At 66.5% G+C, this 13,518-nt stretch carries 13 protein-coding genes and 2 riboswitches; of the genes, 6 read left to right on the top strand and 7 right to left on the bottom strand.

Translation table 11 applies throughout. From position 1 onward, the window contains the following. Nucleotides 1-176 precede the first annotated feature (176 nt). The gene (locus PJ259_RS05030) at nt 177-743 is read left to right on the top strand and encodes a nitroreductase family protein (protein ID WP_271654964.1); all 567 of its coding nucleotides are present in this window, start codon (nt 177-179) and stop codon (nt 741-743) included. Here PJ259_RS05030 and PJ259_RS05025 read toward each other — a convergent pair. The 4 genes from PJ259_RS05025 to PJ259_RS05010 form a co-directional block, all read right to left on the bottom strand. Then, the gene (locus tag PJ259_RS05025; RefSeq protein ID WP_271654963.1) at nt 718-2,091 is read right to left on the bottom strand and encodes a sensor histidine kinase; all 1,374 of its coding nucleotides are present in this window, start codon (nt 2,089-2,091) and stop codon (nt 718-720) included. The two genes, PJ259_RS05030 and PJ259_RS05025, sit on opposite strands and share 26 nt — an antisense overlap. A gap of 240 nt (nt 2,092-2,331) precedes the next feature. Then, on the bottom strand, nt 2,332-2,766 hold the full coding sequence (locus tag PJ259_RS05020) for a Spy/CpxP family protein refolding chaperone (RefSeq protein WP_271654962.1): 435 nt from the start codon (nt 2,764-2,766) through the stop codon (nt 2,332-2,334). A gap of 114 nt (nt 2,767-2,880) precedes the next feature. Next, nucleotides 2,881-3,558 carry a response regulator transcription factor gene (locus PJ259_RS05015; protein ID WP_059315002.1) on the bottom strand — a complete coding sequence of 226 codons (678 nt, stop codon included), beginning with the start codon at nt 3,556-3,558 and terminating at the stop codon, nt 2,881-2,883. 4 nt (nt 3,559-3,562) lie between these two features. Then, entirely contained in the window at nt 3,563-4,147 is a 585-nt protein-coding gene (locus PJ259_RS05010; protein ID WP_059315001.1) for a septation protein A, read from the bottom strand. 61 nt (nt 4,148-4,208) lie between these two features. On the opposite strand from PJ259_RS05010, the gene PJ259_RS05005 reads away from it, so the two are divergent. From PJ259_RS05005 to PJ259_RS04995, 3 genes are all read left to right on the top strand, one after another. Continuing rightward, a complete protein-coding gene (locus PJ259_RS05005) occupies nt 4,209-5,081 on the top strand; it encodes a PHP domain-containing protein (protein WP_059315000.1) in 873 nt (290 codons plus the stop codon). Next, nucleotides 5,078-5,707, top strand: a complete 630-nt coding sequence (locus PJ259_RS05000; protein WP_059314999.1) for an L-threonylcarbamoyladenylate synthase — start codon at nt 5,078-5,080, stop codon at nt 5,705-5,707. Before PJ259_RS05005 ends, PJ259_RS05000 begins: the two co-directional genes overlap by 4 nt. Before the next feature lie 110 nt (nt 5,708-5,817). Next, on the top strand, nt 5,818-6,546 hold the full coding sequence (locus PJ259_RS04995) for a segregation and condensation protein A (protein ID WP_271655829.1): 729 nt from the start codon (nt 5,818-5,820) through the stop codon (nt 6,544-6,546). On the opposite strand, the gene PJ259_RS04990 is transcribed toward PJ259_RS04995, so the two are convergent. The 3 genes from PJ259_RS04990 to PJ259_RS04980 are packed head-to-tail and all read right to left on the bottom strand — an operon-like array spanning nt 6,537 to nt 7,783. Continuing rightward, nucleotides 6,537-6,911 (bottom strand): cobalamin biosynthesis protein, encoded by a 375-nt coding sequence (locus PJ259_RS04990; RefSeq protein WP_271654961.1) that lies wholly within the window; start codon nt 6,909-6,911, stop codon nt 6,537-6,539. The genes PJ259_RS04995 and PJ259_RS04990 overlap by 10 nt on opposite strands. Then, a complete protein-coding gene (locus PJ259_RS04985) occupies nt 6,908-7,585 on the bottom strand; it encodes a CbtA family protein (protein WP_271654960.1) in 678 nt (225 codons plus the stop codon). Before PJ259_RS04985 ends, PJ259_RS04990 begins: the two co-directional genes overlap by 4 nt. A 12-nt stretch (nt 7,586-7,597) precedes the next feature. Continuing rightward, the gene (locus PJ259_RS04980; RefSeq protein WP_059314995.1) at nt 7,598-7,783 is read right to left on the bottom strand and encodes a CbtB domain-containing protein; all 186 of its coding nucleotides are present in this window, start codon (nt 7,781-7,783) and stop codon (nt 7,598-7,600) included. A gap of 87 nt (nt 7,784-7,870) precedes the next feature. Next, a riboswitch (cobalamin riboswitch) is annotated at nt 7,871-8,207 on the bottom strand. Between the two features lie 59 nt (nt 8,208-8,266). After that, a riboswitch (cobalamin riboswitch) is annotated at nt 8,267-8,606 on the top strand. Nucleotides 8,607-8,708: 102 nt separating this feature from the next. On the opposite strand from PJ259_RS04980, the gene cobW reads away from it, so the two are divergent. Both cobW and cobN read left to right on the top strand, forming a co-directional pair. Next, the gene (gene cobW, locus PJ259_RS04975; protein WP_271654959.1) at nt 8,709-9,761 is read left to right on the top strand and encodes a cobalamin biosynthesis protein CobW; all 1,053 of its coding nucleotides are present in this window, start codon (nt 8,709-8,711) and stop codon (nt 9,759-9,761) included. Between the two features lie 6 nt (nt 9,762-9,767). Beyond that, the gene (gene cobN, locus PJ259_RS04970; RefSeq protein WP_271654958.1) at nt 9,768-13,517 is read left to right on the top strand and encodes a cobaltochelatase subunit CobN; all 3,750 of its coding nucleotides are present in this window, start codon (nt 9,768-9,770) and stop codon (nt 13,515-13,517) included. The last annotated feature ends 1 nt before the right edge of the window (nt 13,518 follow it).

Below are 13,518 nucleotides of genomic sequence, written 5' to 3'. Positions count from 1 at the left end.
CGAGAGGTCGGGATAACTCCGTTCGCGACGATGAAAGCGGCCGGGTTTTCTAGCTGTCGCGATCTTAGCTGACCGCCTGGGTGGCGGCCAAGAATGTCAGCAATTCCGCTGCTGTGACATCGAAAATCACCAGTCGTCCCTGGGGTACACTGCGGCATCTTTACAGGAGAGACGCTATGGATGCCCTCGCAGCCCTTTGCAACCGCGCCTCGGTCGGTCGCCTGACCGAACCGGGCCCCACCCCCGAGCAACTTGAGACACTGCTGCGCGCCGCGGACCGTGCCCCGGACCACAAGCTGCTGCGCCCCTGGCGGCTGATTCTGGTGTCTGGCGAGGATCGAGCCGCCCTCGGTGAGCTCTACGCCGAAGCCCTGCGTCGCCGCGAGCCCGAGGCGGATGCTGCCGCCCTGGACAAGGCCCGACGCATGCCGCTGCGGGCGCCCCTGGTGATCGCCGTCGTCGCCGCGCCCCAGGAGCACCCCAAGGTGCCCCCGCAGGAGCAGATCATCACCGCTGGCTGCGTCGCCCACGGTCTGGTCAATGCGGCCTTCGCCCTGGGCTTGGGCGCGGTTTGGCGCTCCGGTGAATTCAGCTACGACGCCTGGGTGCTGCAGGGCCTGGGGCTGACCGATAACGAGCAGTTGGTGGGCTACATCTACCTTGGCACGCCGGAGGTGGCGCCGCGAGTTCCGGCGGCGCGCGATCTGAGCGCCCAGGTCAGCCATTGGCCAGGACCGGCCTGAGTGGCAGGGTGACGGTAGCGAGAAAGCCGCCGTCCGGGTGGTTGCTCAGGTGCAGCTCGCCACCATGGCGCTCAACGGCACGCCGGGCGATGGCCAGGCCCAGGCCGTAGCCAGTGGCCTGCTGCTGGTCCGAGCGGAAGAAGGGCTCGCCCAGGCGTGGTAGGTCCTCGGCCCTGACGCCGGGGCCGTGGTCGCGCACCTGGATGCGCACTTCGCCCTCCGCCACTGCCGCGGAGATGATGATGGGCCGTGTCGGCGGATTGAACCGCAAGGCATTGCGCAGCAGATTGTCCAGGGCGCGTTCCAGCACATCGGGCCAACCGTCCAGGCGCAGGGCGAGGGGAACGTCCAGTTCGATCCGCTGCTGAGGCGCGCTGAGCTGGGCATCCTCGACCAGGCCTTCGAGCAGCGGGTGCAGTTCCAGCTGCTCGGGTGGGCCCGGATCCGCTTCCTGGCGGGCGAGGGCGAGGATCTCGCCGATCAGGGTTTCCAGGCGATCGCATTCCAGGGTGAGGCGCGGCCACATGTTGCCCAGGTCGTGGGGATTGGAGCGTTCGGCCAGTGCCAGGGCGATGCGCAGGCGTGCCAGGGGTGAACGCAATTCGTGGGACACATCGCGCAGCAGCTGGCGCTGGCTGTCGATCAGGCGCTGCAGGTGGGCGCCCATGCGATTGAAATCTCCGGCCAGCACGCCCAGTTCATCCTTGCGGCGCGCAAGACGCGCCAGGGTGTCCTGCTGATAGGCGGTCTGGCCGAGATCGTGCACCGCGCGCCGCAGGTGATTGAGCGGCCGGGTCAGGCTCAGGGTCAGCAGCAGGCTGAAGAGGGTCAACACCACGGTGGCGATGGCCAGCATGCCGACCGGCCAGAACAGACTCTGACGGCGCCAGGCGCCTAGCTCGGGCGTGGGCAGGTGATAGATGAACAGGTAGTTCTGGCCACTGGAACTGGTGTATTCGTCGGTCAGCCGTCGCCAGGGCAACGGACGGTTTGGATCACGGGCGCCGGGGCCGGGGCGCTGCTGACGCTGCGGCTGGTCAAGATCCTGGTCGAAGATGCGCGGTGGCAGGGTGCCGCGCACCAGGGGCGAGCCGTTCTCGCCCAGCACCAGCACATCGATGCCGTAGCGGCCTTTGCGCTGTTCGAGCAATCCTTGGGCGGCGGCGGGGCCTTCGTTTTCATAGCGTTGTACCCACTGTTCGGGCAGGTCGCGCAAGCCGGGATGCTGCGCGAGGATCCAGGAGTCCTGATCGGCCAGGTGGCCGAGCAGCATGGTCAGGCCCACCGCGGACAGGATGGCCAGCCAGAAGGTGGCGAAGATGCGCCAGAAGAGAGAGCGAAAAACCATGCGGTCGCCTTGTAGCCTGCTTTTATCCTGTTGCGGGTCGGCCAGACTGCGTCGGAAAGGCCTGGGTCGTCAGCCCGGTCGGAGTGCTCACTTGCCAGTGGTAACCGTGGCGCAGGTCCGGTCCGCTTTTCAGGTGTTTTCGCGGGGCCGCCTAGGCTTTGTCTGACTCTAGCGCGCGAGATTGGGGGCAGGCTCTTGGTTGGGCGCTGCGCCGAGGACCATCGGCGCAGCGGGTGGGGATTACGAGGACTTGTGGTCCTGCTTCCACTGCTGGAACTCGGCCCACTCCTTGGCGCGATCCTCCCGCTTCTTTTCCATTTCGTCGAAGCGCTTCTGCTGATCGGGCTTGAGGAGGGCGCGAATGGACTGACGAGTCTTGTCGCGGTTGCCATCCAGCTGATCATGCAGGGCCTTGCGCTGATCCTCGGGCAGCTTGTCGAGATAGCTTTTGACGATCTCGCGCTGCTGCTGACGCTCTTCGCCCATCAGCTTACCGACCTGCTCGCGTTGCTCGGCGGTGAGCTTGAGGCCGCGCAGGGGGCCGTCGCCACGGGGGCCGCCATCCATCAGCTTCCCGTGGGGCGGCGGGGTGATCTCAGGGCCGTCCTGGGTGGCGGCCAGGGTCAGGGTCGGCAGCAGGGCGGCGAACAGCACGGCGGGCATGAGCTTGCGCATCGGGGAAATCTCCTTGGGATGACCGGTGCAATACCGGATGGGCCCAGTCTAGGAGCGGGGGGAGTCAGTGGCGGTCAGCGGGCGTAAAGAGGGGGTAAAGGCGACGTGGCGGTGCTAGACGCTGTAGTAGTAGCCGCGACCGCGCAGCGCCAGGATGCGTGGACGGCCATCGGCGTGGCTACCGAGCTTGCGCCGCAGATTGCTGACGTGCATGTCCAGGCTGCGATCATAGAGTGTCAGCTTGCGACCGAGTGCCACCTGGGCCAGGGCCTGCTTCTCCAGGGGTTCTCCGGGCTGGCGTAGCAGGGCTTCGAGGATGCGACTCTCGGTGAGGGTGAGGGTGATCTCGGTTTCGCCGATGTTGGCCACGCCCCGTGCCAGGCTCAGCGACAGGTCGCCCAGTTGTAGGCGTGCTGCCGGCTGGGCCGGATGGCTGCGCCTGAGGATGGCCCTCAGGCGTGCGGTGAGTTCGCGCGGATCGCAGGGTTTGGCCAGGTAGTCGTCGGCGCCCAGCTCCAGGCCGAGGATCCGGTCCAGTGGTTCGCCACGCCCCGACAGCATCAGTACCGGCAGTTGCGGATGATCGCTGCGCAGCTGCTTGAGCAATTCCAGGCCGCTGCCGTCGGGCAGCATCACGTCCAGCACCACGACGTCCGGCGTCGCGTCGCGCAACTGGATGCGCGCGTCGCTGCCGGCGTGGCAGGCGGTGACCTCGAAGCCTTCCTGTTTCAGCCAGGCGCCGAGCAGCTCGCACAGCTCCTGATCGTCGTCGATCAGCAGAATCTGACTCATGGGATCAATCTCGCGGTTCATCCATCGGTTGCAGATGGCGCGCCAGATAGAGGCCCTGACCGAGCATGAATACCAGGGTCATCGCCAGGCTGCCGAAGACCTTGAAGTCGACCCAGAAGCTTTCGTAGGTGAAGGCCACATAGAGATTCGCGCAGCCGCAGACGATGAAAAAGATGATCCAGGCGATGTTCAGGCGCGTCCAGATCGGCGCGGGCAAGCGCACCGCGTGGCCCAGCATGCGCTGGATCAGCGGTTTGTCGCCAATGAACTGACTGCCGAGGAAGGCGAGGGCGAACAGCCAGTTCACCACCGGCGCCTTCCACTTGAGAAAGGTCTCGCTGTGGAACGCCAGCGTCATGCCGCCAAATACCAGGCAGGCGATCAGGGTCAGCCACTGGCTCTTCTCCAGCCGGCGCTGGGTCGCGTAGATCACGCCGTAGACCACCAGGGAGGCAATGATCAACACCGCGGTGGCACTGAAGATGCCGCCCAGGGTGAAGGCGTGCCCGGCGAATTCCACCGGACGCGGATCGAGCTTGTAGACCAGGAAGAACAGCAGGAGGGGAATGAAGTCGATGAATTGTTTCATTAACGCAGCCGATAGCAGTGCATCGCGGCATAATACCCGATGAAGCCGAAGGAGAAAGCCCATGCGTATCGACCTGCACTGTCATACCACTGCGTCGGACGGCGCCTTCGCGCCCGCCGAGGTCGTCAGAAGGGCTCATGAGCGCGGGGTACAGCTGCTGGCCATCACCGATCATGACACCCTGGACGGTTACGCCGAAGCGCTGGAAGCGGCGGATGGCCTGGGTCTTCGCCTGCTCTCCGGGATCGAGATGTCCTGTACCTGGGGCGGGGCGACCTTGCATGTGCTGGGCTACAACTTCGATCCCGAAGCGCCGGCGCTGAACGCCGCCCTGGAAGCCTTGCACGAAGGACGCTGGGAGCGTGCCCGGGAAATCGACCGGCGGCTGGCGGCCAAGGGCATGCCCGGCACTCTGGAAGGCGCCCGGGCGGTGCAGTTGGCGCTGGGTGATAGTCGCAACGCGCCGGCACGACCCCACTTCGCCGAATACCTGGTACAGGCCGGTCTTGTCCAAGACCGGGGCGACGCCTTTCGCAAGTGGCTGGGCGGCGGCAAGCTCGGCGACGTCAAGCAGCACTGGCCGACCCTGGCCGATACCCTGGCCACCCTGAAGGGCGCCAAGGCCTGGATCAGCCTGGCGCACCCCCTGGCGTATGGCTTCACGCGCACCAAGCTGCGCAAGCTGATCGGCGAATTCGTCACCGGTGGCGGCCATGCCATCGAGGTGGTCAACGGCATACAGCCGGCCGAGCAGGTCGGCACCCTGGCAATTCTGGCGCGGGAATTTGGTCTGATGGTGAGTGCGGGCAGCGATTTCCATGCGCCAGCCGATTGGTCGGACCTGGGCATGTACCGTCCGTTGCCCGAAGATCTGCCGCCCCTCTGGGCGCGCTTCAGTCAACCGCTGTACCCTCAGAATCGGGAACCCCAATGAGCCAGTTCATCGAGATTCATCCGCAGAATCCCCAGCCGCGGCTGATTCGTCAGGCCGTGGAAATCATCCAGTCCGGTGGTGTCATCGCCTATCCCACCGATTCGTCCTATGCGCTGGGCTGCCGAATCGGCGAGAAGAGCGCCGTGGAGCGGATTCGCCGCATCCGCCAGCTCGACGACAAGCACAACTTCACCCTGGTGTGCTGCGATCTCTCGGAACTCGGCATCTATGCCAAGGTGGATACCAGCGCTTTCCGCCTGCTCAAGGCCTATACGCCCGGGCCCTATACCTTCATCCTCAACGCTACCCGCGAGGTGCCGCGGATGCTGCTGCATCCCAAGCGGCGCACCATCGGCGTACGGGTGCCCCAGCATCCCATCACCCTGGCGCTGCTGGAAGCGCTGGGCGAGCCGCTGATGAGCGTGAGCCTGATTCTTCCCGGGGATGAGGACGCCCTCGGCGATGCCTGGGAAATCCGCGAACGCCTCGACCACTTCGTCGACCTGGTGATCGAAGGCGGACCCGGTGGCTTGCAGCCGTCCACCGTCATCAGCCTGGCCGACGACGAGCCCGAGGTGATCCGTGTCGGTGCCGGTGATCCCACGCCCTTCATGATCGAAGCATGAGCGAGGCCCTGGATCCCCAGCTGCTCGAACCCGAGCAGCTACGCCTGGCGCTGGTGTATGGCGAGGCCTTCACCGAGCTGCCCCAGGACCTCTATATCCCGCCGGATGCGCTGGAGGTCTTTCTCGAAGCCTTCGAAGGGCCGCTGGACCTGCTGCTCTATCTGATCCGCAAGCAGAACATCGACATCCTCGACATCCCCGTCGCCGAGATCACCCGGCAGTACATGAGCTATGTCGAGTTGATGAAGGCGGTGCAGCTGGAACTGGCCGCCGAGTACCTGCTGATGGCGGCCATGCTGGCGGAGATCAAGTCGCGCATGCTGTTGCCCCGTGCCGAAGGCCTGGAAGCCGAGGAAGAGGATCCGCGCGCCGAACTGATTCGCCGGCTGCAGGAGTACGAACGCTTCAAGAAGGCCGCCGAGGATCTCGACGACCTGCCGCGCGAGGGGCGTAACTTCGTGGTACCCACTTTGCCGGCGCCCGAGGCGCGCGCGCGCAAACTGTTGCCCGAGGTCGAACTGGGCGAGCTGCTGCTGGCCATGGGCGAGGTGCTGCGCCGGGCGGATCTCTTCGAGAGCCACCAGGTGACCCGTGAGGTGCTGTCTACCCGCGAGCGGATGAGCCAGGTGCTGGAGCGACTCAAGGACGGCGCCTTCGTGCCCTTTGTCGCCCTGTTCACCCAGGAAGAAGGCCGTCTCGGTGTGGTGGTGACCTTCATGGCCATCCTCGAACTGGTCAAGGAATCCCTGGTGGAGCTAGTCCAGAACGAAGCCTTCAGCCCCATCCATGTCCGCGCCCGGATCAGTGGCGCCGACGCCGAAGCGGCGCCTCAGGAATAGGCCAGGGCCGCCGTCGCGGCCGCGCTCTTGCGCTTGCTCACGCGCAATCGGGCACCTTCGCCAGCCGCCCTCAATGCCGCGGCCTCGGCAATGCTCGAGCTACCGGTGTGTTCCAGCGCGACAGCGCTGGGTGAAAGGACGCCGACCTGCTGAGCCAATTGCGCCGCCGTGAAACCGAGCAGTGGCAGGTGCCAGCGCTCGGCGAGGGCGCATAAGGCCTCCTCTTCCAGTCGACTTTCCACCGTGGCCAGGGCCGTCAGGGCGGTGATTTCGCACTCGGCTTCCTGCAACACCGACTGCGCCAGTTCGGCGACTTCGTCCAGCGAGCAGCCCCGCCGACAGCCCAGGCCCAGGACCCGTTTCATGGGTGTGACGCGCCCTGACGGCGAAACAGCCAACTGCAGGCCAGTCCCAGCAACAGCCAGAACGGCAGATTGCTCGCCAGCACGGCGATCTGGAAATGCCGCTGCAACTCGTGCGGTGCCAGGCTGGAGTGCTCGATGGGCTGGGGCGCACCTAGCACATGTGGCAATACCAGCAGGCCCAGAGCGGCGATCTTGTAGCCGGGATGGCGGGCGAAGACCAGCAGGGCGAGGGCGGCCGCGGTGGCCCCAGCGGTGCCGATCCACCAGGTTTGCCTTAGGGTCAGGTCGGCTGCGGCGGTCCCTGGCAGTTCCGGTGGCAGGCCGAGGCTGGGCGCGAGGCAGAAGGTGGCATAGCCAGCCAGTCCCCACAGCAGGCCCTGGTAGGTTCGGTGCGGCGTGCGCAGATTGAACAGGCCCGCCAGGACCAGGCCGAAGCCCACAGCCACCACCAGGTTGCCGCCAAAGGTGGCCAGGGTGCGTGGCCAGCCGTCTTCCGGCGACCAGGCTCCTGCGCCGTGCTCGTGCTGCTCCGTCATGACCGGTGCCTCGACCTGCACCTCATAGGTTTCCGCCTGAAGGATGAGCGGGGTCAGCCAGAGGCTCTGCAGGACGCTCAGCAAAAGGGCGGCGAGCAGGCCGGCCACGCCGGCACTGAAGGCGATACGCTGAAACATGCCGATCTCCTCTTAGTGGCAGGGGAAGCCTTCGCTGTGGCGGGTGTCGTGGGCGCCGTTGTGCAGGGCCTCGACATGGGAAAAGCCGGCCAGGAACACCAGGCCCAGGCCAAACAGGCAGGCGAGCAGGGTGGCCGTCAGGCGTTGGGTGCGGGTACTGGTCTGGGGCAGGGCGGTGGTGGAGCGGGCAGCGGTCATGACGAGGCCTCGGAGTCGAAGCGGCAGGGACGCGCCTAGGCAGCGGGCCGGTAGGCAGCCGCCGTCCAGCACGACCGCCCACCGCGGGTTGCTTGAAAGCGACAGGCCGGTCTCCGGACTCACGAGGGTCTTGTGGGGGCGGGCTGGCTGCGCTCGGCCCGGCGTTGTCGAATCCTTCTCCGCAAGGCTCATCTACACCCTGTAAATGACGCTTGCTACGAAGGTTTCGTCTTGCCGTGCGCGGGCTCGCTCAAGATCGCATTCCCGTACGACTACCAGGATCGCCTTCCCCAAGCTTGCCGGCCGGGTGGCATCGTGATCCTGCGCTCGTCTACCGTTGCGGGGGCAGTGCCGGACTTGGACCGGCTTCCCGTTTCACCGCGACCCATGGCGGAGTCGCGACACCTGAAGCAGGGTCGAGCAGACCACGCGGGTCGTCCGACGGTCAAGCCTGTTCGATTGACACCCCGGCGGGGCACTCGTAGCCTGTCGGACTTCGAGGTGCTCTTGTCCGCAAGAGCTTGAAAGGGAACGCGGTGCGACACCGCGGCTGCCCCCGCAACTGTAAGCGGCATCTTCAGCCTCTCCACAGAGCCTGTTCATAATGTGCTGCGCGTCGGCCAAACTGCATTGAAGATGCTTTCGGAATGCTCATTTACCATTCGTAAACTCGAGCGCGAGTCCGATCCGCTTCCCTAAGCATCTTCGCCTTGTTCGACTCTAGCTCGCGAAATCATGAACAAGCTCTAAGGCCACTGCTCACGCGGGAAGGCCGGAGTCGGGCGCCGTGAGCCAGGAGACCTGCCTCGCTAGTTTTCCATACGCAACCGGGCGGGGTGATCCGGGCTGCCACCAGGGCCTCGCCAGCGTGCGAGCGTCCGGCATGCCTGCCCGCCTTTTCTCGCATTTCACCTAAGGGCAGCCCATGAAAACCCTGGCCAAGACCCCCGTCACCATCGTCACCGGCTTCCTCGGCTCCGGCAAGACCACCCTGTTGCGCCACATGCTCGACCATGCCGAAGGCCGCCGCATCGCGGTGATCGTCAATGAATTCGGCGAACTGGGCATCGACGGGGAGATCCTCCGTCAGTGCAGCATCGGCTGCACCGAAGAAGAAGCCCAGGGTCGGGTCTTCGAACTGGCCAACGGCTGCCTCTGCTGCACCGTGCAGGAAGAGTTCTTCCCGGTCATGAAGGAGCTGGTGGCGCGTCGTGGCGATATCGACCACATCCTCATCGAGACCAGCGGCCTGGCCTTGCCCAAGCCGCTGGTGCAGGCCTTCCAGTGGCCGGAGATCCGCAACGCCTGCACCGTGGACGCGGTGATCACCGTGGTCGACAGTCCGGCGGTGGCTGCCGGCACCTTCGCCGCCCATCCCGAGCAGGTGGACGTACAGCGCCGCCAGGATCCCAACCTGGACCACGAGTCGCCGCTGCATGAGCTGTTCGAAGACCAGCTGGCCAGTGCCGACCTGGTGATCCTCAACAAGGCCGACGGCCTGGATGCCGAGGCGCTGGCCCGGGTCCGCGCCGAGGTGACCGAGGAATTGCCGCCGGCGGTCAAGGTGGTGGAAGCCAGTCGCGGCGTGCTGCCGTTGTCGGTGCTGCTGGGGCTGCAGGCCGAGTCCGAGGCCCATATCGACAGCCGTCCGACCCACCACGACCTCGAGGGGCATGAAGACCACGATCATGACGAATTCGACTCCTTTGGTGTCGAATTGCCCGAAGTCGCCGAAGCGACCCTGTCGGCGGCCCTGACCGAGGTGGTCAAGCGCCATGGCGTGCTGCGGGTGAAGGGCTTCGCCGCCATTGCCGGCAAGCCGCTGCGCCTGCTGGTACAGGGAGTCGGCACCCGTTTCGACAAGCATTTCGACCGGGCCTGGCAGGCGGCGGAACCCCGTCGCACCCAACTGGTGCTGATCGGCCAGGAGCTGGACCAGGCGGCGATCACCGCTCAGCTGCGCGCTGCGGTGGCCTGAACCTAGATGCATCTGCTGCGTACCCAGCCGGGCGGTTTTGTCCCGGATGACGGCATTGCCCACCTGGCGCAGACGCCGGGTGAAATCGTTGTCCTCTGCAGTGGCGACTCGCACCTGGCGCTCCTGGCCGAGGCCACCCGCACCCTGGATGACGGCTATCCCAGCCTGCGCCTGGCCAACCCCATGCAGCTGCAGAACCACGCCTCGGTGGATCTTTATGTCGAGGAGGTGCTGAGCCAGGCGCGGGTGGTGTTCATCTCCCTGCACGGCGGCCAAGGGTATTGGCGCTATGGCATGGAACGCCTCACCGAGCTGGCCGCACGGGGTCTGACCCTGATCGCGGTACCGGGTTGCGATCGCCCTGATCCGGAGCTGATGGCCCTGGGTACGGTCGCGTCCGAGCTGGCCGAGCGACTGTGGCGCTATCTGCGCCAAGGCGGTCTGACGAATGCCCGGGATTTTCTCCATTGCCTGGCCGCCGAATGCCTGGGTGCCAGCTACACCCACGAGGCGCCACGAGAATTACCGCGCGTGGCGGTGTACCAGCCCGAAGGCCTTGGCCTCGATGGCTGGCGCCAACGCTGGCAGCCGGATTGGCCGACGGCGGCGCTATTGTTCTATCGCACCCATCTGCAGTCGGCCAACACGGCTTTCGTTGATGTCTTCTGCCAGCAACTGCAGGCCCAGGGACTGAATCCGCTGCCTATCGCCGTGGCCAGTCTCAAGGAATCCGCTTGCCTGACGGAAGTGGAGCGCCTGCTGGATGAGACCGATACCGCGCTGATCCTCAATACCACCGGCTTCGCTCAATCCAGTCCGGAGCGGCCTAACCTGGCTCCTTTCCGCCGACCGGTGCCGGTGCTCCAGGCCATCTGTGCCCAGGACAACCGCGAGCGCTGGCTGGAGAATCCCCAGGGCCTGGGCGCCCGCGACCTGGCCATGCACATCGCCCTGCCAGAGCTGGATGGGCGCATCATCACCCGGCCGATCAGCTTCAAGGGTCTGGCCTGGCGCTGCGAGCGCAGCCAGAGCGACGTGGTCAACTACCAGGCCGACGAGGAGCGCATGGCCTTCGTCGCCCGCCTGGCGCGCAACTGGGTCGAGTTGGCGCGGCGCCCGCCGGCGGACAAGCGCATCGCCCTGATCCTGGCCAATTATCCGACCCGCGATGGTCGCATCGGCAACGGCGTAGGCCTGGATACCCCGGCGGCGGCCCTCAAGGTGCTGGAGGCCTTACAGGCGGCCGGCTATCCGGTGGCCAATCTGCCGGAGAGCGGTACTGCCCTGATCGAGCGCCTGCTCGGTGGCGTCACCAACGACAGTGCCCTGCGCGATCTGCGCCCAGCGTTGCAGAGCCTGGCGCTGGACGACTACCGGGCGTTGTTTGGCCAGTTGCCGCCAAGCCTGCAGCAGGCGGTGACCGAGCGCTGGGGGCCGCCCGAGGCCGATCCCATGCAGCGGCGTGGCCGGCTGATGGTGGCCGGGGTGCGCTTCGGCCTGACCTTCGTCGGCATCCAGCCGGCCCGCGGCTATGATGTCGATCCCGCTGCGGTCTATCACGACCCGTCGCTGGTCCCGCCCCACGGCTACCTGGCCTTCTACTTCTGGCTGCGCGAGGCCTATGGGGCGCAGGCGGTGGTCCACCTGGGCAAGCACGGCAACCTGGAATGGCTGCCGGGCAAGGGCGTGGGCATGTCGCAGGAGTGCTGGCCGGACGTCATCCTCGGGCCGCTGCCCAACGTCTATCCCTTCATCGTCAACGATCCGGGCGAGGGTGCTCAGGCCAAGCGTCGTACCCAGGCCGTGATCATCGATCACCTGATGCCGCCGCTGACCCGGGCCGAGAGCTATGGCCCGCTGCGCGACCTGGAACGCCTGGCCGACGAATACTATGACGCCAGCCTGCTGGATCTGCGCCGGGCCACCGAGCTGCGCGCCGAGATCCTGCAGCTGGTGCGCGAGACTGCCCTGGACCGCGAACTGGGCCTGGTCATTACCGATGACCCCGACAGCTGGTTGCCCCAGCTGGACGCCTATCTCTGCGACCTCAAGGAATCCCAGATCCGCGATGGCCTGCACGTGTTCGGCGAATCCCCGACCGGCCAGCTGCGCCGCGACACCCTGGTGGCCCTGCTGCGCATTCCTCGCGGCGACGCCCAGGGCGGCAACGCCAGCCTGCTGCGTGCCCTGGCCAAGGATCTGCAGCTGGCGTTCGATCCTCTGGCCGCCGATCTTGGCGAGCCCTGGCAGGGCGACCGTCCGGCGTGCCTTGCCGCGCTTTCCGCGGAACCCTGGCGCACCCGGGGCGACACCCGCGAGCGTCTTGAGCTGCTCGCGCTCGCCCTGGTCGCCGCGATGGTGGATGGCGAACCACTGCCCCTGGCATTGGCCGACCTGCCGGTGACCCGCCCGGTGCTGGAGCAGCTGGTCGCCCAGGTGGCACCGGCCCTGGATGGCTGTGGCCCTGCGGAAATCGGCGGCCTGCTGGCCGCTCTGGGCGGTCGCTTCGTCCCGGCCGGGCCCAGTGGGGCGCCGAGTCGCGGCCGACTGGACGTGCTGCCCACCGGGCGCAATTTCTTCTCCGTGGACGTGCGCAACCTGCCAAGCATGACGGCCTGGCGACTTGGCTGGCAGTCGGCCAACCTGCTGCTGGAGCGCCATCTACAGGAGGAGGGCGATCACCTGCGCCAGCTGGGCCTTTCCGTCTGGGGGACGGCGACCATGAGAACCGGCGGCGATGACATCGCCCAGGCCATGGCGCTGCTCGGCGTGCGCCCGGTGTGGCAGACCGGCAGCGCCCGGGTCGAAGACTTCGAGATCCTGCCACTGTCACTGCTGGATCGACCGCGGGTGGATGTCACCCTGCGTATCTCCGGCTTCTTCCGCGATGCCTTCGGTGGCCTGGTGCGGTTGTTCGATGCCGCGATCCAGGCTGTCGCCGCGCTGGACGAACCGGACGACCTCAATCCCCTGGCCGCCCAGGTGCGGCGGGAGCGGGCCGCGCTGGAAGCGGCCGGCATCGAGGCCGACCAGGCCCGGCGTCAGGCGGGCTGGCGCATCTTCGGCGCCCAGCCTGGGGCCTATGGCGCCGGTGTCCAGGGTGCGGTCGAGGAGCGCCAATGGCAGGACCGCAGCGAGCTGGCTACCGCTTATCTCAACTGGGGCGGCTATGCCTATGGCGCCGAGGACGAGGGCACTGCTGCGCGCGACGACTTCTCCCGGCGTCTGGGCCGCCTGCAGGCGGTGCTGCAGAATCAGGACAATCGCGAGCACGACCTGCTCGATTCCAACGACTACTACCAGTTCCAGGGTGGCATGCTGGCGGCTGCCGAGACCCTGAGCGGCCAGCGCCGCGCCAGCTACTTCGGCGACCATGCCCAGGCCGACCTGCCACGCATCCGCACCCTCAAGGAAGAACTGGGCCGGGTCGTGCGTTCGCGAGCGGCCAATCCCAAATGGATCGCCGGCATGAAGCGCCATGGCTACAAGGGCGCTTTCGAGATGGCTGCCACCGTGGACTATCTGTTCGGCTTTGGCGCCACCACCGAACTGGTAGAGGACCACCACTATCGGCAACTGGCCGATGCCTATCTGCTGGACGCCGATACCCGCGACTTCGTCGAGCGCCACAACCCCGAAGCCCTGCGCGACATGACCGAACGCCTGCTGGAGGCCCAGCAGCGCGGCCTCTGGCAGGAGCCAGGCGACTACCGTGAAGCCCTCGAACAGCTACTGATGGATATGGATGAAGCCTGAA

Source organism: Pseudomonas sp. JBR1 (assembly GCF_028198185.1).
Lineage (GTDB): Bacteria > Pseudomonadota > Gammaproteobacteria > Pseudomonadales > Pseudomonadaceae > Chryseomonas > Chryseomonas oryzihabitans_E.
The sequence above is the reverse complement of the archived record's forward strand: the minus strand, read 5'-3'. Positions and strand labels throughout refer to the sequence as shown.

Excerpts from the sequence above, each read along its gene's own strand:
- PJ259_RS05030 (WP_271654964.1), top strand. The coding sequence starts at position 177 with ATGGATGCCCTCGCAGCCCTTTGCAACCGCGCCTCGGTCGGTCGCCTG.
- PJ259_RS05025 (WP_271654963.1), bottom strand. The coding sequence starts at position 2,091 with ATGGTTTTTCGCTCTCTCTTCTGGCGCATCTTCGCCACCTTCTGGCTG.
- PJ259_RS05020 (WP_271654962.1), bottom strand. The coding sequence starts at position 2,766 with ATGCGCAAGCTCATGCCCGCCGTGCTGTTCGCCGCCCTGCTGCCGACC.
- PJ259_RS05015 (WP_059315002.1), bottom strand. The coding sequence starts at position 3,558 with ATGAGTCAGATTCTGCTGATCGACGACGATCAGGAGCTGTGCGAGCTG.
- PJ259_RS05010 (WP_059315001.1), bottom strand. The coding sequence starts at position 4,147 with ATGAAACAATTCATCGACTTCATTCCCCTCCTGCTGTTCTTCCTGGTC.
- PJ259_RS05005 (WP_059315000.1), top strand. The coding sequence starts at position 4,209 with ATGCGTATCGACCTGCACTGTCATACCACTGCGTCGGACGGCGCCTTC.
- PJ259_RS05000 (WP_059314999.1), top strand. The coding sequence starts at position 5,078 with ATGAGCCAGTTCATCGAGATTCATCCGCAGAATCCCCAGCCGCGGCTG.
- PJ259_RS04990 (WP_271654961.1), bottom strand. The coding sequence starts at position 6,911 with ATGAAACGGGTCCTGGGCCTGGGCTGTCGGCGGGGCTGCTCGCTGGAC.
- PJ259_RS04985 (WP_271654960.1), bottom strand. The coding sequence starts at position 7,585 with ATGTTTCAGCGTATCGCCTTCAGTGCCGGCGTGGCCGGCCTGCTCGCC.
- PJ259_RS04980 (WP_059314995.1), bottom strand. The coding sequence starts at position 7,783 with ATGACCGCTGCCCGCTCCACCACCGCCCTGCCCCAGACCAGTACCCGC.
- cobW (WP_271654959.1), top strand. The coding sequence starts at position 8,709 with ATGAAAACCCTGGCCAAGACCCCCGTCACCATCGTCACCGGCTTCCTC.
- cobN (WP_271654958.1), top strand. The coding sequence starts at position 9,768 with ATGCATCTGCTGCGTACCCAGCCGGGCGGTTTTGTCCCGGATGACGGC.